The sequence below is a fragment of the Olavius algarvensis spirochete endosymbiont genome, assembly GCA_900608495.1.
Taxonomy (GTDB): Bacteria; Spirochaetota; Spirochaetia; order DSM-2461; family DSM-2461; genus UBA2779.
The window spans coordinates 1-18,883 of record UWYT01000188.1; the positions used below are offsets into that span (position 1 = coordinate 1).

The 18,883-nt window shown below is 47.2% G+C and carries 19 protein-coding genes; 10 read left to right on the forward strand and 9 right to left on the reverse strand.

All coding sequences use genetic code 11. The features are described 5' to 3' along the window. The first annotated feature begins 283 nt into the window (after window positions 1-283). Entirely contained in the window at window positions 284-901 is a 618-nt protein-coding gene (locus S1OALGB6SA_RS04980) for a hypothetical protein (protein ID WP_037564961.1), read from the forward strand. On the opposite strand, the gene S1OALGB6SA_RS04985 is transcribed toward S1OALGB6SA_RS04980, so the two are convergent. Next, window positions 898-1,959, reverse strand: coding sequence for an AI-2E family transporter (locus S1OALGB6SA_RS04985; protein ID WP_037564959.1), 1,062 nt, complete (start codon window positions 1,957-1,959; stop codon window positions 898-900). The genes S1OALGB6SA_RS04980 and S1OALGB6SA_RS04985 overlap by 4 nt on opposite strands. Before the next feature lie 84 nt (window positions 1,960-2,043). On the opposite strand from S1OALGB6SA_RS04985, the gene yihA reads away from it, so the two are divergent. From yihA to aroC, 3 genes are read left to right on the forward strand one after another with little or no spacing between them, the layout of a single operon-like run. Beyond that, on the forward strand, window positions 2,044-2,667 hold the full coding sequence (gene yihA, locus S1OALGB6SA_RS04990; RefSeq protein WP_052080350.1) for a ribosome biogenesis GTP-binding protein YihA/YsxC: 624 nt from the start codon (window positions 2,044-2,046) through the stop codon (window positions 2,665-2,667). A gap of 33 nt (window positions 2,668-2,700) precedes the next feature. Continuing rightward, the gene (locus tag S1OALGB6SA_RS04995; protein ID WP_037564957.1) at window positions 2,701-3,237 is read left to right on the forward strand and encodes a shikimate kinase; all 537 of its coding nucleotides are present in this window, start codon (window positions 2,701-2,703) and stop codon (window positions 3,235-3,237) included. Further along, the gene (aroC, locus tag S1OALGB6SA_RS05000; RefSeq protein ID WP_037564955.1) at window positions 3,224-4,300 is read left to right on the forward strand and encodes a chorismate synthase; all 1,077 of its coding nucleotides are present in this window, start codon (window positions 3,224-3,226) and stop codon (window positions 4,298-4,300) included. The genes S1OALGB6SA_RS04995 and aroC overlap by 14 nt, the downstream gene beginning before the upstream one ends. 60 nt (window positions 4,301-4,360) lie before the next feature. Here aroC and rd read toward each other — a convergent pair whose 3' ends face one another. The 7 genes from rd to S1OALGB6SA_RS05035 form a co-directional block, all read right to left on the reverse strand. After that, window positions 4,361-4,531 (reverse strand): rubredoxin, encoded by a 171-nt coding sequence (rd, locus tag S1OALGB6SA_RS05005; protein ID WP_077067656.1) that lies wholly within the window; start codon window positions 4,529-4,531, stop codon window positions 4,361-4,363. Window positions 4,532-4,568: 37 nt separating this feature from the next. Continuing rightward, window positions 4,569-5,063 (reverse strand): ferritin, encoded by a 495-nt coding sequence (locus S1OALGB6SA_RS05010; protein ID WP_037564953.1) that lies wholly within the window; start codon window positions 5,061-5,063, stop codon window positions 4,569-4,571. After that, a complete protein-coding gene (locus tag S1OALGB6SA_RS05015) occupies window positions 5,064-5,450 on the reverse strand; it encodes a desulfoferrodoxin (RefSeq protein WP_037564951.1) in 387 nt (128 codons plus the stop codon). Between the two features lie 103 nt (window positions 5,451-5,553). After that, window positions 5,554-6,135: a rubrerythrin gene (gene rbr / locus S1OALGB6SA_RS05020; RefSeq protein WP_037564949.1), complete on the reverse strand. Its 582-nt coding sequence runs from the start codon at window positions 6,133-6,135 to the stop codon at window positions 5,554-5,556. Window positions 6,136-6,376: 241 nt separating this feature from the next. Next, window positions 6,377-8,119, reverse strand: a complete 1,743-nt coding sequence (locus S1OALGB6SA_RS05025; protein ID WP_037564947.1) for an NADH-dependent [FeFe] hydrogenase, group A6 — start codon at window positions 8,117-8,119, stop codon at window positions 6,377-6,379. Between the two features lie 17 nt (window positions 8,120-8,136). Next, window positions 8,137-9,999 (reverse strand): NADH-quinone oxidoreductase subunit NuoF, encoded by a 1,863-nt coding sequence (locus S1OALGB6SA_RS05030; protein ID WP_124032746.1) that lies wholly within the window; start codon window positions 9,997-9,999, stop codon window positions 8,137-8,139. A gap of 77 nt (window positions 10,000-10,076) precedes the next feature. Next, entirely contained in the window at window positions 10,077-10,565 is a 489-nt protein-coding gene (locus tag S1OALGB6SA_RS05035) for an NADH-quinone oxidoreductase subunit NuoE family protein (RefSeq protein ID WP_052080349.1), read from the reverse strand. A 142-nt stretch (window positions 10,566-10,707) separates the two neighbouring features. Here S1OALGB6SA_RS05035 and S1OALGB6SA_RS05040 point away from each other — a divergent pair, with 142 nt between their 5' ends. The 3 genes from S1OALGB6SA_RS05040 to S1OALGB6SA_RS05050 all read left to right on the forward strand — a co-directional run bounded on the left by S1OALGB6SA_RS05040 (window position 10,708) and on the right by S1OALGB6SA_RS05050 (window position 13,605). Then, entirely contained in the window at window positions 10,708-11,382 is a 675-nt protein-coding gene (locus S1OALGB6SA_RS05040) for a redox-sensing transcriptional repressor Rex (protein ID WP_124032747.1), read from the forward strand. A 331-nt stretch (window positions 11,383-11,713) separates the two neighbouring features. Further along, window positions 11,714-12,313 carry a hypothetical protein gene (locus tag S1OALGB6SA_RS05045; RefSeq protein ID WP_124032748.1) on the forward strand — a complete coding sequence of 200 codons (600 nt, stop codon included), beginning with the start codon at window positions 11,714-11,716 and terminating at the stop codon, window positions 12,311-12,313. A 185-nt stretch (window positions 12,314-12,498) separates the two neighbouring features. Continuing rightward, a complete protein-coding gene (locus S1OALGB6SA_RS05050) occupies window positions 12,499-13,605 on the forward strand; it encodes a FecR family protein (RefSeq protein WP_124032749.1) in 1,107 nt (368 codons plus the stop codon). Window positions 13,606-13,685: 80 nt separating this feature from the next. Here S1OALGB6SA_RS05050 and ychF read toward each other — a convergent pair whose 3' ends face one another. Next, entirely contained in the window at window positions 13,686-14,972 is a 1,287-nt protein-coding gene (gene ychF / locus S1OALGB6SA_RS05055) for a redox-regulated ATPase YchF (protein WP_503465873.1), read from the reverse strand. Here ychF and S1OALGB6SA_RS05060 point away from each other — a divergent pair. From S1OALGB6SA_RS05060 to S1OALGB6SA_RS10620, 3 genes are all read left to right on the forward strand, one after another. Beyond that, window positions 14,971-16,098, forward strand: a complete 1,128-nt coding sequence (locus S1OALGB6SA_RS05060; protein WP_124032750.1) for a hypothetical protein — start codon at window positions 14,971-14,973, stop codon at window positions 16,096-16,098. The two genes, ychF and S1OALGB6SA_RS05060, sit on opposite strands and share 2 nt — an antisense overlap. A 76-nt stretch (window positions 16,099-16,174) precedes the next feature. Beyond that, complete coding sequence (locus tag S1OALGB6SA_RS05065) at window positions 16,175-17,275, forward strand: ABC transporter ATP-binding protein (RefSeq protein WP_124032751.1); 1,101 nt, start codon at window positions 16,175-16,177, stop codon at window positions 17,273-17,275. 116 nt (window positions 17,276-17,391) lie between these two features. Beyond that, complete coding sequence (locus S1OALGB6SA_RS10620) at window positions 17,392-18,846, forward strand: LysM peptidoglycan-binding domain-containing protein (RefSeq protein WP_230204428.1); 1,455 nt, start codon at window positions 17,392-17,394, stop codon at window positions 18,844-18,846. Window positions 18,847-18,883 lie beyond the last annotated feature (37 nt).

Here is an 18,883-nt window from a genome sequence, read left to right on the forward strand (position 1 = left end):
TAGGTTATATTCTCCTAGGTACTGGGTTGATTTAATATCTCACAGCCCCGCGCGGCTTGCGCAAAGTTTTTTTAGCTGAAAAGCGAAGAACTTGCTTGACATATTGAGCGACTTGGAAAAATAATATGAGGTGACCTTCCAGGTTATATCCTATTCTATTCTAGGTTATATCCTCCTAGGTACTGGGTTGATTTACAGCCCCGCGCGGTTCGCGTGGGGCTGTTTTAGCTGAAAAGCGGGAAACTTGCTTGACATATTGAGCGACTTGGAAATAAGGTGGAGTATGAAAGCATTGTCGATGCTGCTGCTCCTGGCATCCTGCGTCTCAAAGCCTCTAGTGTCGACTGGGCCATCATTCGTACTTGAGTCCGCCGATTTGACAATCCGACTAGTTCCTCTTAGTCGCGAAGAACTAAAAGTGCACTACGGAACAAACACCGATAGCATAAGAAATCCATTTATCGACTTTCCCGCCCAGTTTCTAAAAAAACGCATTGTGGTTTTTCAAACCGAGATAAGCACTGTCGAGTCTGAGGTGTTATTTCAGTTAGATAAAATTCACCTGGAGATTGGAGGAACAAAGAATTCCGCCGCCAGTCTCGAACTCCTAATGAATTACTGGAGGGGTTATGCAAGCCAGGAAGAGGCGGTGCTCATGCAGTCCCTGATGCGTAAGACGATGCTGGACAGAAAATTCAACGTGACCCCCGATAAGCCTGCAAAGGGATATCTGGTGTTCGCCCATTCTTTCCCCAAGGAGGGAGGCGAGGCTGTGATTTCTTTCAATGTCAGCACGCCCGCTGGGGATCATGGTTTATTGGAGCAGGAGATGGAGTTCACTGAAACGGGAACTGAAGCGAAAAATACTGATAGAAGGGGTATATTTGACGAGGATTCCTAGTTCTTTTTTTCTCGCTTCCTCCAGTTCCTTCTGAAAGATCGACTCATTCGTCCGGAGCCCATCATTATGGCAATAGGGCGAAGGCTTTCAATGTGCGAAAGAGATATTTTTAACGTTACCGCCAGAGGGACAGCCAGGAACATCCCGGCAAACCCCCAAATCCATCCCCAAATAATCAGTGAAATCAATATCACCAGGGGGCTCAAATCCAATTGATGCCCCTGGAGTTGAGGATCGATTAATGAGCCTATCACAATTTGAATTGCCGGCATCGTAATCCACACAGCTATAATTCGATTCCAGTCCGGATAGAACTGCACAAAGCCCAGAGTCATGGTGATAACCAAAACAAAGAGGCTTCCCAAACTGGGGATGTAGTTTAGCAGGAAGGCCATCAAACCCCAAAATTGCGCCAAATCCTGTCCAATAATGCTAAGACTCAACCACACCAGCAGACCGGTAACCGCGCTTAGCATGGTTTTCAAAATGAGATATCGGGCCACCTGATTCGATGAATCCGAAACAGTCCTGGCGACTTTGACGTTCACATGATGCGGGAAGGCCCGTTTCAGTTTTCGCCATGAGAGAGGCGTCTCAATTTGCATGAGTAATATGAAGATGAGCGCCAGTCCCAGGGAAGTTCCGAAGTTGACGAAGGAGTCCGTTGTCTGAATTATGAGATCGAGTAGATTTCGCGTCCATCCCATTGTGGGGAAAAGCTCCTCGGGAATTTTGAAACGAGCCCATATCTCGCGAAGGATTTGAGAAAAACGAGACTGATAGGTTTCAAAAATGGATACAAAATCGTATAGGCTTGAATAGAATATTTTCCCGACCCCGTAGAGTACAATGAACACTACGGACATCACCAGGATAATCCCAATGAACCTTGGAACCTTCAGTTTTGTGAGTCGATTTACCAGTGGTGTTGACATCAGGGAAACAAGGGCGGCAAAGGCCAGAGGTATGAAGACTCTTTGCAGGAAATGCAGGACCGTACCCAGGGCAATCAGAGTGAGAATACCCAGAAAGCTTGTCTGTATATTGCGGGATTCCATACCTGTATTCTACAGCAAATTATGTGGGGGATATAGTTGCCTCAGGGCGACTTAACTGCATGAATAGATTAGGATACTCGTAAGATGTCGGCTAGCGCTCAGTTCTTGTGCTCATATTCAAGCTACGCGTCCCTGCCATTCGATGACGGCCTCGAAGTGGCCTTTGCCGGCCGGTCGAATGCGGGTAAATCCTCGGTTCTCAATGCTCTATGTGGCCGCAAAGCTCTCGCCAGGATATCCTCCGCTCCCGGCAAAACCAGGCATATCAATATTTTTGGAGTTGATAGACAAAGAAAACTGGTAGACTTACCTGGTTACGGATATGCGAAGGCGAGCGAGAGTGAGCAGCGGCGATGGAGAAGAGAAATCACCCGCTATGTTACAGAGCGGAAGTGCCTTCTGGGACTGGTTATTGTAATGGATGTCCGTCGTCCATTGAGGGAAACCGACAGGACAATGCTGGCTCTCTGCCGCGCTTCAAAACGAAGGGTGCACGTTTTGCTGAATAAGTCCGACAAACTCAATCCCAGCCAGCGATATGCGAGTCTGGAGAAGGCGAGAGAAAACCTCAGCTCCCTATATCCCGACGCCAGTTGCAATTACTTCTCGGCTCTCAAGAGAGAGGGCCTGGCGGAACTGCAGAGAGTGCTAAGTGCCTGGTTCAAAGTAAACAGTTCGGATTTCCGGGCTCTTCCGCCTCTTAAGTAAAAATTCTATCATGGCCCCATGAGGATGATTCTCATGGGAGGGATAAAACACTGTGGGAAAACAACTTTGGGAAGTATCATCGCAGCCAGGCTCAATTACGATTTTTTCGATCTCGATGAGCTTATAATGAAGGAGGGAATGGGCGTATGGGGCTCAGTTCGGGAAGCTATGCAAAATCTCGGTGGAGATGGATTTAGGAAGTTGGAAACAATGGCAATTGCGTTCTTCATCGAAGGAATCATTCCCGGCCTATTTGGGAGTGGAGTGGTTCTTTCCCTTGGCGGAGGCTTCATAGAGAATACAGAGGCAATGGCATACCTTGGCGATAGGGGAACGAGGATATATCTTCTGGCCGCTCGTGAATTGCTTTACCGGCGCATCGAGTTGTCGGGAAAACCCGCTTTCCTGTCGGAGGAAAACCCCTACGAAGATTTTATTGAGCTCTATGCTCGGCGAGATAGCCTATACAGGAAGTTTGCGGATTTGATACATGAAGTGGATGAATCGCCCGCAGAGCTTAACGCGCAACGATTGCTGCTTGCATTGGAGGGGCATTATGCCGGGAAATAGCCTTGGCCATTATCTTGTAATAAGTACTTTCGGCGAATCTCACGGTGTTGGCATCGGCGTTACGGTGGATGGACTTCCTCCAGGGCTGGAAATAAGTGAAAAAACTGTTCAAAAACAATTGGACCGCCGCAGGCCCGGACAGTCGGATATCACAACGCCGAGGAAGGAAGCTGACGAGGTAAGAATACTCTCCGGTGTTTTTGAGGGTAAGACCACCGGAACACCGCTGGCCATGCTGCTTCATAACAGTGATGCACGTTCGTCGGACTACGACAAAATTGTGAAAAAATTTCGCCCCGGTCATGCGGATTATACTTATTTCAAGAGATATGGTTTTAGAGACTGGCGCGGTAGCGGCAGGGCGTCCGGACGCGAAACCGCGGCTCGAGTAGCTGCCGGCGCTGTCGCACGGCGATGGCTGAGTGAACAAGGAGTCTCGATTTTAGGCTTTGTGAAAAGCGCTGCCGGCATTGATTGCGAGATATTTGACATGGATTATATCGAAAAAAACCCCATGAGGGCCCCCGATTATATCGCGGCCCAGAAAATGGAAGCAAGAATTAGGGAGCTAATTGAAATTGGCGACAGCGCCGGCGGTGTAATAGAATGCCGCATCAACGGTGTACCGCCTGGTTTGGGGAATCCCGTCTTCGATAAGCTGGAAGCCAATCTGGGCAAGGCCATACTTTCGATTGGCGCGGTGCGCGGTTTCGAAATTGGCGTTGGATTTCGCGCCGCCAATATGAGGGGCAGTGAGCACAACGATCAGATGGATTCCAACGGATTTAGAAGCAACAACGCCGGTGGAATAATTGGCGGCATAAGCACTGGTCAGGAAATAGTTTTTCGAGCCGCCGTTAAGCCCGCAAGCTCAATCAGCCTTCCTCAAACAACCAGGGATATGGACGGCGAAACCGTCGATATAAACATTGAAGGCCGCCATGATCCAACCATTTGTCCCAGAATAGTTCCGGTTATTGAAGCCATGGCAGCCATCACCCTTATGGATCAATGGCTGGGATACCGCGCTCTTCGCGGGCTGGACCCGCCAAAGCATCTCTGAAGGAGATTTTCGGGATTTTGCGGCAAGGAGTAAGGATCGCCTGGGCGACCCCCCACATGCCTAAGCCGACTCTTCCATTTCCGAAAATTCAGATTTTTCCGCGCCACAAAGAGGACAAACCCAATCTTCCGGCAAATCTTCAAAAGCGGTTCCGGCGGGGACCTCGTTATCTTCATCGCCTTCGGCTGGATCGTAGATATAGCCACAAACATCACATACGTACTTTTTCATAAATCACCTCTGTTAGTGCTTACTGGAGCTAAGTATTCTACTCCCTTCTTCTGGAAGCTTCCTTATCCAATTGATATAGTCCCATTTCATAACCACCCACCATTTTCAGCTTGTCGATCATGCTTTGTGCGGACGTTTCCTCTTCAATTTGTTCTGTGACATACCAACTGAGAAAAATTTCCGTGGCGATATCATCTTCCTTGCGGGATTTGCGAACTAAATCGTGAATGCACTTGGTAATATACTTCTCGTGCGCTAAAGCAGCCATGAACGCCTCTAGCGGAGTTTCCCAAGCAGCCTGGGGCTCAGACAGCGCGGCGTAAAAAACACGCTCATCGTTTTCATCGAGATAGTGATGAATTTTTTGAGCATGAGTACGCTCCTCAGTGGCTTGCGCGGTCATCCAGTTTGCAAGGCCTGGGAGATTTTTCGAATAGAAATCGGCAGCCATGGATTCATATAGATATGCCGAGCCCAACTCCTCATTGAACTGCTTATTCAAGGCCTCTGCCATTGATTTTGAAATTGCCATTTATTCTCCTCTCCACAGGCCATGGATGTTGCAGTATTCGCGGGCCGCTACTTTTTTGGGGTTTTCGATCGAGCAGGAGAAATATGCCTTTGGTTCATCGCTGCTTCCTAACTCCCGAAGCATTCTCTGGCCGTCTACCACTAGCTCAATCCACTGAATCCAGTGATTCTCCAGCATGGGATGAGGAATACTGCCCACCTTAACTTCGAAGCCACCGTCTATCTTTTTTATAATTGGAACATGCTTTTCCTTCGATGAATCTGCCGTCTGCTCCGGCATGTGAATCATATTTTTTCCACAGCAGAGCAAATCTTCGCTGCCAGCATCCATCAGCATCACGATGCAGGCACAATCCTCACATTTATATACCTCGTATTTTTTGGCCATATACACTCCTTAGATTAAATTTCATTTCATAGAATAGTTGGCGAAGCCTAACAAATCAAGACCGTCTGGCCTAGTGGACATGTTCGATATCCATACGGATATTCTACCAGTTTTCTCCAAGTATTTCAAAATATGCCCGAGGATGCGCACATGCGGGACATTTTGCAGGTGGTTCCAAGCCCTCATAGAGGTAGCCACAGTTGATGCAGCGCCAAACAACTTTCGTATTCCTTTTGAAAACCATCCCGGTATCCACATTCTTCTTCAATGCGAGATATCTTTTTTCGTGTTGTTTCTCCGCAACAGCGATGGCTTCGAAAATATAGGCGATTTCACTAAATCCCTCTTCCCGGGCGATTTGTGCAAATCCGGGATACATGGTGGTCCATTCGTAATTCTCTCCATTGGCACCACTCTGCAAATTTTCGCTCGTGGAACCGATTACGCCAAAGGGGAATTCGGCGTCAGCATTAATAAACGAAGACCCTCCACTCATATACCGAAAAATGCGTTTCCCATGTTCTCTTTCCTGATTTGAGGTTTCTTCAAAAATCAGGGCAATTTGAATTAAACCCTCTTCTCGGGCCTTCCCGGCCGCGTATGTGTATCGATTACGAGCCTGCGATTCGCCAGCAAATGCAGTCATCAAATTTTTCTGTGTCTTAGTACCTTCAAGTCCTTTCATGCTATTCACCCCTTGTATCGAAGTTTATCTGGAGGTAACCCCCCCGTATATTATAAGGGGGGCCCCAAGATTTTTCAAGGGAAGTTTGCAAGTAAACACTGATAATACAAAGAATTAGTTTCCCTTCACTAACTTAAGAGGGTTTGTTTTAGTTAGATGCCTTTAGTATACGTAGTTGTCTTTAAGTAGTTGTAAGACGGTCAATCCGCCAAGATTGCAAATCTAGAGCTCAATAAGGGAGCTATTTCTGATATAAGGGCCTTGGCTGATATCTGGTGTGCAGCAAATCGTAGCTTCTGCGCGATAGCGGCTCGCCCAGGAAATCCTTGTAAATTCGTATGATGTCAGGATTTTGATGAGAGCAACGCACCACGCTTTTTTCATCATCACTATAAATCCCCGTGATTCGTTTCTGACGTACTTCCTCATCCGTGTTGTAAGGCTGACCACCGCCGCCGATGCAACCACCCTTGCACGCCATCACTTCGATGAAGTGATATGGGGATTCTCGGCCTTCCATGCGGGCCAGGCGAACCTCGGACATTATTTGACGAACTTTGGACATGCCATGGGCAACGGCGACTTTCAGTTTTGCATCGCCAAGGAGTATTTCGCCCACTCGAACGCCTTCCATTCCTCGTACTGCCTGAATGTTGACGTTATCAAGATTTTTACCTGTTATCAGATGGTGAGCCGTCCTGAGAGCGGCTTCCATTACACCTCCCGTAACGCCGAAAATAGTGCCGGCGCCTGAGTAGTCCCCGATGGGACTGTCGACAATCCCATCCTTGATGTTCAGGAAGTCGATACCGGCGCGCTTTATAAGTCTGGCAAGTTCGCGGGTTGTAAGCACCAGGTCGACATCGTTGTAACCGGAAGCATGCATGTTGTCATCGCGGTTTATCTCATATTTCTTCGTGGTGCAGGGCATGATTGCAACCGAGTAGATATTCTTGGGGGCTAGCTTAACCCTCTTGGCGTAATATGTTTTTGTGACCGCGCCTTGCATCATCATAGGGCTCTTCGCCGTAGAGAAATGTGGAATCATATCGTCGAAATACTTTTCCATATAATCGGTCCAGGCAGGGCAACAGGAAGTTATCTGCGGTAGATTGTCACCCCTGGTAAGCCGATTAACGAATTCCAAACTCTCTTCCATTATTGTTAAATCGGCTGCAAAATTAGTATTGAACACAGCATCGGCGCCAAGCATCCGAAGAGCTGTATAGATTTGCTGAGACATGAGGGTGCCTGGTTCCAGGCCAAAGGCTTCGCCGATAGCCACTCGAATGGCCGGTGCCACCTGAACTGCTACATGCTTTGTCTCATCGCGGACGGCCGACAGGAACTTGTCGGTTTCATCCTTCTCATAGATGGCACCTACAGGGCAGTGAGCCGAACACTGACCACACTTTATGCATGGGCTTTCGTTTAGCAGAACACCGCCTGCAGGTTGGATTACCGTATCATATCCACGGTTGATAAACTCCAGTGCCCAAACATCCTGCAATTGCTGACACACCAGAGCGCATCTCCCGCAATTGATACACTTGCGAGGATCCAGTACGATCGATGGGGTGGAATCATCCTTGGGAAGGTCTTTCAATTGCCTGGTAAACGGCGCTTCGCGTATACAGAAATCCTCGGAAATATCCTGGAATTCGCATGAGCCATTGCGAGCGCAGATGAGGCACTCATTTGGGTGATTGGACTGCATCAGCTCAATTACCGTTTTTCTCACTTCCATTAGTTCAGGGTCGTGAGTTATGTAATTCTGACCTTCCACGACCGCAGTAGTACAAGAGCGCACCATTTTTGGCGAGTTTTCCACTTTGACAACACAGAGTCCACAAGCGGCCCAGGGCTCTATATCCGGATGATAACAAAGGGTAGGGATATTAATCTGGAGGGATTTCGCCGCCTTGAGAATGGTGGTTCCGGGCTCAGCTTCGTGAGGTTGACCGTTTATTTTGAACTTTAACATATTGCCTCTCTCCTGAATCAGGCCACAATTACAGCGTCAAATTTGCAGACATCATGACAGATTCCGCATTTGATGCATCTATTTTGATCGATTACATGCAGCTTCTTGCGTTCACCGGTTATGCATGGCACCGGGCACTGCTTTGCGCAGAGCATACAACCAACACATTTCTCAGCATCAATCGTGTAGCTTACCAAGTTCTTACACCTGGCGGCCCTGCACTTACCCTCGTTTATATGTTCCAGATACTCTTTTTCGAAATATCGCAATGTTGACAGAACGGGGTTTGCTGATGTCTGACCCAAGCCACAAAGCGATGCCATCTTAGTGGCATGTCCAATATTCTGCAGTTTCTGGACATCGTCTGGAATCCCATTGCCTTTGGTAATTTGGTCCAGTATTTGATGCATTCGCTTTGTGCCGATACGGCATGGGGAACATTTACCACAGGATTCGTCTACGCAGAATTCCATATAGAATTTAGTTACATCTACGATGCAATCGCCCTCATCCATAACAATCATTCCACCAGAACCCATCATCGATCCAATGGCTGTCAGTGAATCGAAATCTATGGGAGTATCCAGAAAATCTTTGGTTATTACACCCCCGGAAGGGCCCCCGGTTTGGACGGCTTTGAATTCTTTTCCATCACGAATTCCACCGCCTATATCGTAGATTATTTCCCTTAGAGTGGTTCCCATCGGCACTTCCACCAGGCCGGAATTCTCAATTCGGCCTGTTAATGCGAAAACCTTTGTGCCCGGGGATTTTTCTGTGCCTATGGATTTAAACCAGGCACCGCCTTTTTCGATAATGCATGGAATATTTGCCAGGGTTTCGACATTGTTGATAACTGTCGGCTTGTCAAAAAGCCCATGTGTTGCCGGAAATGGCGGTTTGGGTGTTGGCATGCCCCGATTTCCCTCAGTTGAAGCTAAAAGTGCTGTTTCTTCTCCACAGACAAACGCGCCGGCCCCAAGTCGAATCTCAATATCGAAATCAAACCCGCTCTCCAAGATATCCTTTCCCAGAAGTCCCATTTCCCGCGCCTGACTCAGTGCAATTCCCAGCCTTTCAATGGCAAGCGGGTATTCTGCTCGAACATAAATTACGCCCTGATTCGAAGCGACGGTTTTTGCGGCAATAGCCATTGCCTCGATGATGGAATGAGGATCTCCCTCCAGAGCAGATCTATCCATATACGCACCCGGATCGCCCTCGTCTCCATTGCAAATAACATATTTTTCATCGCCTTCAGCATCTGCCGATAATTTCCACTTCAGCCAAATTGGAAATCCGGCACCTCCTCTGCCTCTTAGGCCGGAAATTTTGAGTTCCTCCAGCACCTCTTCCGGGCGCATTTCAAATAACACCTTTTTCAAGGCGACATAGCCTTGCCGGGCAATGTATTCCTTGATATCCTCGGGATTGATTACGCCACAGTTACGCAGTACCACGCGAAATTGCTTCAACTTAGCTTCGTTTAAATAGTCCTCCCCTTCGCAGAGGATGTCCTTGGCGGGATAGTCATATACGTGATTGCCTACCAGTCTGTGCCCAATCAGGTGCTCTTCGACTATTTTCTTGGCGATAGGGATATCCACCCTGCCGTAGAGGGTGTTTGGCATATCTTTCATTCGAATCTCGACAGTTGGTTCTGCATAGCAGAGACCCATACATCCAGTCTGTTTAATCGCGACGTTGGGCAACTTCAGCATATGGATTTCATCAAGAAACGTTTTGAGAATTCTTTTTGCGCCTGCAGCAATACCGCAGGTTCCCATGCTGACAACTACATGTATACCCTTGGATTCGCGGCGTCCTATTGCCTGTTCCGAGCGTAATTTCTGGAATGCGTCCAAGGTTATTTTTGCCATTTTCTACTCCTCAACAACGCCAATCCAGGCGCGCTTAACTCCAAAGATTGCGTGTATCAGCAATGCAGGCAGCTTATTCATGTGTAGTGAGATATCACTCCCTGCAGCTTCTCCGTTGTCAGTTTCCCATAAACCTCATCTTCGGCCATGAGCACCGGTGCAAGTCCACAGCAGCCAACACAACGGACGGTTTCAATCGAAAACTTGCCATCCGCGGTTGTTCCACCGGCACGAACATCCAAAAGGTTTTCCAGCTTACTGATAAGTTCGTTGGCACCTTTCATATAGCAAGCGGTTCCAGTGCAGACATGGAGATTGATTTCCCCCGGTTTCTCCAGCTTGAAGAAGTGATAAAAGGTTATTATTCCGTAAATTTTTGCAAGTGGAATATCGAGAACTCTGGCCACTTCAAAGGCAACCTCGCGAGGGACGTACCGATACTCCTGCTGAACCCTGTGAAGAATCATAATCAGATTGCCAGGGCGCTCTTGCCACTTCTCGATGAACGCTTTTAGATTGTCACTTAAAGCTACTTTCCTGGTAACTATCCCTTTGCCTGCAACCATACAACCTCCCAGCAATGCGATAAAATTTAAGTATGGAGGCAGTTTGCATATTTATCAACACCTTATCAGTAAATATAGCGGATTTTAAGTAAAAAATCGCCTATATTGACATTTATTATCCCACTTGGCACAATAAGTTGCTATGAATAAGAATTTCATCTTCCGGCTTATAAAATACAAGAGAGTTCTCAGCCAGCTTCGGACACTTGGACTCGAAAGGGTTTTCTCCAACAATCTTGGTGATGCAACAGGAGTCGCTGCAACGCTGGTCAGGAAGGACTTGGCCCGCATTGGAATGCATGGCAACCGGCGTGGGGGTTACAACATCGTGGTAATGCTGGAACTTGTAAATGCGAACTTAGGCGGAACAGAATCCCGGGAGGCAATAGTTGTTGGCTGTGGCAATCTGGGCCGCGCTTTGTTGAATAACGAATCATTTCACAGAGACGGGATTGAGCTTATTTCGGGATTTGATATAAATCCGCCCGCTGCCCATATCGGAGGCATTCCAGTTTATTCCATGGAAAAGCTTCATGAGATAATCCAAACTAAGCATGTCAAGATTGCGCTTCTAACTGTGCCCTCCAGCGCTGCTGCGGAAGTGCGTGACAGACTGCTGGCAAATGGCATTCGTGGGATATTGAACTTCACTTCCACGGAACTCTCCAGCACAGACAACTGCATAATCAAGAATGTGAATATCAGTTTGGAGCTGGAAAGTTTATTCTTCTCAGTTCATGTCCAGGCAGTGCAACATGGAATGGAATCGTCCCAGAAGCCAGATACGAGGATTCTACGTGAAGAGCCAAATCCCTAACCGGGCGGTCATCTATGCGTTCAGTCTCAGCACCGTTTACTGCTCTACTTCACCATCTGAACTACCAGATTATGCAAATTCCGGAAGAGCACAACGAAGACAAAGCACCTTGCTCGAATTATTTACCTGATAGTCCCTGCCCTATTTAGGATTCGACATCTCCTCAAATAGGTTAAGCTGGCGTATGAATCGGATGAGTCTCTGTGAGGATATGCAACTCAAATTGATAGACAATGCAGGAAAGAAATTGGATAATTGTATTTACTTCTGGTGTAGATGCTATACTGATGTTTGAAAATCGGCGCCTGAATGCGTCTTTTTAGGAGTGTATATGAAAGTTTTGATTCGATTCGGATTGCTGATGGCTATGATGGCTATGATGTCGTTGGGTTTCTCAAGTTGTGCATCCAAAGTGGACAAAACGTCCGAAGGTCCGGTTAAGAGCACCGATTATCCTGATTTCTTCTTGAATCCACCCACTCTGGAGGATCAGTTCGTAGGACTTGGCATGGCAAAGCTGGAGGACGAAAATTTATCTCGAACCACGGCGCTTGCTAGAGCGAGAGCGGATATTGCGACTCAGATTTCGGTTAGTGTCGAGACGATGCTCACGGATTATGCACAAGAAGCTGGCTCGGATGGCAACGTGCAAACCCTTTCGTTTGTTGAACGAGTATCAAAGGAAGTTGCCAGTATTGAGCTCAAAGAGTCAGTTACCAAGAGTAACTATCCTGCGAAGGATGGCACTTGGTTCGTGATGGTATACTATCCCAAGGCCGCGCTGTTGGAAACCGTTGGGGATATATTCGCTAGAAACGAGGATGCTGCCTTCGCTGAGTTTAAGGCGCAGCAGGCGCTTGATCGCCTAAATGCCGAGGTTGAGAATAACCCACCGGTATCGGCTGGCGCCAACTCACCTGTAAATCAATAACCCTCCATCCGGGTGACCGGGCAACGGTTTCCCGGAACTACAGCTACCCGGGTTCTGTTCGATAAGTAGCTTAGCTTCAGGTATCAGGCCGAAGATTTAGACTCCGATTGGCTAAGGAAAGTATGCTTGCCGGGTGTCCATGCTTTGGGAATACAGAATGTTAGACTGAAGGAACGTTTAACCCTATGAAATATCGAATAATGCTCTTGGTGTTGGTACTCGTAATTTCGCGTCTGTATGCTCAATCGGCAACGGGAACAATTAGCTATCTTGAGGGCGAAGTGGCAATTGCGCAAAATGGCACGTATTTAAGTCCTGAGGATGTGACTATCGGTTTGAAAGTGGGCGCCTTTGACACTGTTGAAACTGGTGCAGATGGGTATGTCGAACTTCAAATGAACACACCGGCTTCCGGTTCCCGAGTGAGAGTGAGACCATCCTCAACATTCTATTTCGAGAATACCCCAATAACACCCAGGGCCTCAAATATGATACTTCAACTACTGCGGGGTTCGTTAGTCCTAAAGGTAGGGAAGCTTTTAAGATTGGATTCCTACACCGTCCAAACCGACTATGCGGGCATGACGGTGAGGGGAACCGATTTCAGCGTGGATATATCGCAAGATAGATCGATACTCGTTTCGGTTTCAGAGGGTTCCATTAGGAGTGAGGTGTTCGGTAGATCCGTACTTGTTGAACCTGGTTTCGTCGCGCTTGTGGATCAGAACGCCAGGTTGTCCATTAAGGCCGTGGATAGCGACGATTTGGCATTGTATCGTCAATTCTGGTACAGAGAGAGATTGGAAGCTCTGAAAATTAATGCAAGTTTATCCATTCAGCACTATTCGAGTTTATGGGATCGGCAATTGCCTCGTTTGCGACGTGCAATGACAAGCCTTGAATCCAATATCGAAGTATTCCAACGCTGGGCGGATTTAGCCGATTCGCCGGAGGCGGTCCTGCCGCCTACATCCGAAATCATAAGGGATAAAATAGCCCTAAGTAAGGCAATGCTGGCCCTTGGAACCGTACTGCCAGTTGCCGAACGCGCCTACTATACTCTGTTGGGTCTCGAGGATATCTATGAACAGGGTTACGCACAGGGACAATTCAGTGCAGGACAATACCGTAACGCGGCGGATTTCTACGATTCTTTTCAGGAATATGAAGTGGAGATGCGAAGTATTCTAACTAGGGCTAGATGGATGAGAGAGATTTACGAAGTATTAAGCTCCGCAGAAACCGTTTTTTCAAATTCAAGTATACCCGGTGCCCACCCAACTCTCCAATGAATACTTTGGCCCAAGCGCCGCTTCCCAGCATATCAGCTGTAATTCCAGTTCGACCCGCTCCCTATTCGTCTCGTTCGCAACTAGGTGGTTCTTGAGTTTCCAATCCGATTCGAACCCCCCGAAACATTGAATCTAAAACGAATTATATCACCGTCTCGAACAGTATATTTCCTACCCTCCGTCCTAATACGACCGGCTGATTTCAAAGCTGCCTCGTTTCCGAAGTCAAACAGATCATCACAGTGGTACACGTTCGCCTTAATAAAACCTCTTTCAAAATCGCTGTGAACAAGTCCGGCGCACTGGAGAGCGGTTGCACCCCTTGGGAAAGTCCAAGCTCTGTTTTCTTTCCTGCTCAAGGTAAAAAAAGTGCAAAGATCGAGCGTCAGATATGCACTGCGTATTAACTGCGACAATCCGGATTCACTAAGGCCCAATTCGGATATGAATGCACTGCGCTCTTTGGCATTTTTCAAAGCGGCAATCTCGGATTCCAATTTGCCGCATAGGATAACAACTTCGGAACCTTCGGATTCAGCTATGGCACAAACCGGGTAAACCCAATCTGTTTTTCCCTCAACATCGTTCTCACCCACGTTACATATATAAATCTGCTTCTTCGCGGTGATCAAAAAAAGATCCTTGAGACGCACGATATCATCGGCATCAAGTTTCATCGATCGAACAGACTTCCCATCACCCAGGCGAAGAGCAATTTTTTTTAATAAATTTTGCATCGCGATCGCTTCGTCACGTACTCTGATGTTCATCGTTTTAACCAGGCGCGCATTTTTCTCCAGGCGTTTCTCAACACTTTGCAAATCCGCCAGGGCAAGTTCAGTGTTGATGGTTTCAATGTCCGATTTCGGATCGACTCCACCGGAAACATGCACCACATTGTCGTCTTTGAAGCAACGAACTACATGAGCAATTATTCCCACGTTGCGGATATATGACAGAAACTGATTTCCCAGGCCCTCACCTTTAGAGGCTCCCCTGACAAGCCCCGCAATATCCACAAATTCAGTAAATGCCGGAACCATCCTGTCAGCGGCAACAATCTGGTGAATCCTATCGAGCCTGATATCTGGCACCTGCACCATTCCCACATTCGGATTGATGGTGCAGAAAGGATAGTTGGTAGTTTCCGCGGGAACAGCCGTGAGAGCCGAGAAAATAGTTGATTTTCCCACATTGGGCAATCCGACAATTCCGCAATTCACGAACGGTATCATAACAATCTGATGGGTTGACGCCAAGCTACTACCCTCATACAGTTGCTCAATGTCCAGCCTTATCCAAACCATATCCGCGTTGTCAATCGCCATCCTGATTTTGAATCTTGGCTGTTGCAGACATCTGGACATGAAGCTCCTAACCGACCGCAAGGAACTGGCATTAGCCGTCGAAGCATATGATTTCGAAAACGATAGGGTTAGCATAACCCTGAGTTACACCGAAAACATAAGCGCCGAGAAAATCCAGTTTGAAAAACCCGATGTGGTTATCGGCAAAAATCTATCGTCGATGGATATTGTGAACCTTCTGCGTCGAATGAAAAATGCCTATCCGGTGTACGAAACTTTGCGAGGCCCCAGAGATAAAAAGGACAGAGAATACTTCATTCCCTTATCCTTTGAGCTCCCCTTAATCATGGGGAAGGTGGAGGCAATGTCAAAACTGCCCGATCCGGTTTTCGTCAAGGCCGATGAATTACGTGAAGCATCCCGAACCTTCTCCGTATTGAACCAAGATGGCCGACTTGTCCGTTTAGCGTTTTCGCCAAGCTGGAACCGGGATTTTTACCTGGATATTCTGGCGACAAAAAATTCCGAACCTTTCTCGGTCGACATGGAAAGCATAGACGAGGAATCAATGAACCAAACCATCACAGATATTCGCGATTGGATAATCGAAGAAATCGGGGGCATTGAATCCAACATGCAATTCAGCCAAAGATATCGCTATATCCCCGATGAGATTTTGATACTTAATGAACGCATACTATTTGCCCGCACAGATTTTGGATATTGGAATTCGTTGCCTGATGTAGTTACCCGGCAATTGGATGTTCGCTATTTTGGAGGCCCGCGATTGATACCGATAACATCCGTGGTACGAGCCGGTATTCCCAAACGGGCGAAGCTGGTAAAGGCCGCGGAGGATTTTATAGATTGGTTAATGCTTCCAGATACTCAGTCCAAGCTCATAAAGGATTGGGAAAATGCCGGCATCACAGTTTTTGGCTTCCTCGGCGGTCTTTCTTCCCTTCAAGAAGTTAATCAAACAGTTATAACTCAACATTTCCCACGCATAAAAACTCCTGAAAGCCGGTTTCTCCAAGCCCCTCAATACCTGCCGATAAGGTGGACCGGAATCCGCAGCTTGATTATTCCCTGGTTTGAAACAGCCATAGCGTCTCATCAAACTAATCATTCTTTCTTCGAGGTTTACCAGAAGTGGGAGTTATCATCATTTTCCGAATCTGAATGATATATGTTTGACAAGATGTAACATGTAAGCTATGCTATTATGTGTTATCAGGAACCGTGTCGAGGAGGTGGGCAAAGTGGCAAAAGTACTGCTGAAGGATATCATTAAAATCTATGATGGCGATGTTAAGGCAGTTGACAGGGCAAACATAGAAATTCAAGACAAGGAATTCATGGTTCTGGTTGGGCCATCGGGATGCGGGAAAACGACAGTACTCCGAATGATTGCCGGGTTGGAGGAGATTTCCAGCGGCGATCTTTTCATTGATAGCAAGCGAGTGAATGATGAAGCTCCCAAGGATAGAGATATAGCGATGGTTTTTCAGAACTATGCTCTTTATCCTCATATGAGTGTTTACGGGAATATGCAATTCGGACTTCGAATTCGAAATTTCCCTAAAGAAGAAATTCACGCTCGAGTAAAGGAGGCCGCACAAATACTCGATATTGAAGAGTTGCTGGATAGAAAACCCAAAGCCCTTTCCGGCGGTCAGCGGCAGCGAGTGGCTGTTGGACGTGCTATAGTTAGGAAACCAAAAGTATTCCTGTTTGACGAACCTCTCTCCAACTTGGATGCCAAGTTGCGAGTGCAAATGCGTGCCGAAATTTCTTCTTTGCATAGTCGTCTTCAGGCTACCATGATTTATGTCACTCACGATCAAACTGAGGCTATGACCATGGGCGATAGAATTGTTGTTATGAGAAGTGGGATAATCCAGCAAATAGGAACCCCATTGAAGCTGTATAACACCCCGATCAATCGCTTTGTAGCCGGTTTTATCGGCTCTCCACCTATGAATATTTCCCCCGCGGGGGTATCGGAACAAGATGGCAAAATAGTTGTAAAAGAAGAGGGAATGACAGTAGTCATACCAGAATCGCGGGAGGAAGTCTTACGGCCCTACTTAGGTGGAAAAGTGCTGATGGGTGTTCGGTCAGAGGACTTGAAATTCACCAATGAACCGAAGGAGAGCAATCTCAACGCGAAAGTAATCGTTGTTGAACCTCTTGGAAATGAAACACACCTGTATCTCGAAACCAAAGACTCTCAATTGATTGCGAGAACCGATTCCGAGCATGGATTTAGAGTTGGTGAGAGAGTCGATTTCACACCGGAGGTGAAGAAGATTCAGTTTTTCGATATCGAAACCGAGCGATCGCTGCTTTACAGCGAATAAGCAATGACTCAACTCTGTTGGGAATGGACGAAACAGAAGATAGACTGCTGAGAATTTTTCCGGTTTGACGTTCATGCAACTGCATGTTAAACTTTGAGCTTGTAGGAGGTTTGGATATGAGAAAATCCCACCAGATGGGCTTGTTGTTTGTGGCAACTTCAATCATAGCTTTGCTCGGCCTTGTCAGCTGCGAAACCCGCCCCCCGGAGCCGAAAGAGGAAGTGGTTGTCGAGGAACCGGCAGATGTTCAGGAACCGCAGGAACCGCAGGAACCGATAGAAGTCGTCGAAGAGCCTGTCAAACCCTTGTCAGATGAAGAAATTAAAGCCGCAATGGCCGCGGTTCAGCGGGCGAATTTAATTGGTGCCAGCAGATATCTTCCCACGGACTATCAAAGCCTGGTCGACAAACTCAATTCAACCATCAATCTCGGCGATTCCGATCCCGATACGGCTAGGATACAACTTCAGAACCTTATCGACGAGGCAGATTCCCTATACGATAGGACTATAATCGTAAGACGAGACGAATACGCCGCGAAGTATTTCCGAGCCGATGCCGCCCTTTTGAATATAGAAGCTGAGAAGTTTGCTCCGGCTGAATACTTGAATACCCAGAAACTGGCCTTGGAAACCACCGAACACTACAAGGCGGGGGATACCACTTCTGCGATAGCAAAGGCGGATGAAACCATTTCTGCGCAAGCCCGCCTATACTATAACCTGGCTGAAAACATTCGATACATTGATATCCTAAAACGGGATACGAAAAATTATTTAAGCGATGCGGAAGATAACGAAGCGTTCGTTTATGCCCCCGAGGAGTTGGATGAAGCCAATCGGCTCTATGAAAGGGGCCTGAATATGTACGACAATTACAGTATCGAGGCTTCGGCAGCTATTTTAACCGAAGCGAAACAGCAATCTGTAATCGCAGCACGAATTAGTGCAATAAAGAGGGAACAATCCGAAACTGATTCACTGTTAACCCTAGTGCAGGGACGCATTGAGACTGCCTCCACACGCAGTGCAATGGATTCCGAGGGCAATGTAATTGAACCTAGTCCCTGGGAAGGTAACGCTTACATAGACGCAAATCCTCTGGTAGACCTATCCCAAAATGTAGAACCGGTGGACATAGAAGAGGCAATGCTTCGCGATTTGGACGAACCTCTAAGGAACGAACTCGACGGTGTTCCGGAGGATATATTGATAGAAGAAGAAGGTACCCAGGTAAATGCCGATGAACAGACTGCGGATTATCTTGCATTGGCCAAAAAACTTTGGGAGCAGGGTGTAATAGCTAGAAACAAGGGCGAATTTGATATAGCCAAAGATTATTTCGAGCAGGCCAATGCGTATGTCAATATTTTCGAATCCAACCTGGTATCAAGAACTTATACAGTAGTTTATCGTGAAGTTGCTACTGATTGCCTCTGGAGAATTGCCGAGAGAGTTGAGATTTTCGATAATCCCTTTATGTGGCCAAAAATTTGGAGGGCTAATCGTAAAATTATTCAAAATCCAGATTTAGTATACCCGGGACAAGTTCTAATAATACCGCCGCGATAGAATCCGTCCCGACATCATTCCTGATGTCGGGGCTGTG